The following is a 521-nucleotide window of genomic DNA, read 5'->3' as shown; positions in this document are numbered from 1 at the left end:
GGTTTGCGTCAAACGCGCGGCTTTTTCACCAGCACGCCCCGCCGCTCGTAGTACTGGCAAGCCCTGAGTATATTCCAGAACATCGGCGCTGGCGCTTTGGTGGGCTTGGCTCAAAATCCGCTTTCCACGGCCCAAGGCGGGCCGCCGCCAGTGATACAATGGAATGATCGCCGGAAAGATCAGCAAAAGAAGCGCGGCAGTCCCCACCGGCCTGCCGCCCCTTTCCAAAGGATCTGGCGCATGCGGACCCCCCCTGCCATCCATTTCAAAGACATAGAGCAGGTGTTTCCTGGCAAGAGCGGTGCGCCGATCCATGCGTTGCACGCCCTCGATTTCCGGATCGAACGGCATGAATTCGTCTCGGTTCTCGGGCCGTCCGGTTGCGGCAAATCCACCCTGCTGCGGCTGCTGTCGGGGCTGATGCTGCCAAGCGACGGCCAGGTAGAGGTTTTCGGCAGCCCGATCAAGGGACCGCGCGATGACGTGGGAATCGTTTTCCAGCGCCCGACCCTGCTGCCGTG

General features: G+C 62.0%; 1 protein-coding gene and 1 pseudogene. One reads left to right on the top strand and one right to left on the bottom strand.

Features of this window, described 5'->3' with window-relative positions; genetic code table 11:
* Window positions 1-207, bottom strand: a pseudogene (locus TR36_RS16225) (ABC transporter ATP-binding protein/permease); the annotation flags it as partial.
* Between the two features lie 33 nt (window positions 208-240).
* Here TR36_RS16225 and TR36_RS14410 point away from each other — a divergent pair.
* A partial coding sequence (locus TR36_RS14410; protein WP_153010600.1) for an ATP-binding cassette domain-containing protein occupies window positions 241-521 on the top strand: 281 nt, incomplete at its 3' end.

The organism is Falsirhodobacter sp. alg1 (assembly GCF_000739715.2).
Classification (GTDB): domain Bacteria; phylum Pseudomonadota; class Alphaproteobacteria; order Rhodobacterales; family Rhodobacteraceae; genus Falsirhodobacter.
This window is presented reverse-complemented; position numbering and strand designations above follow the sequence as displayed.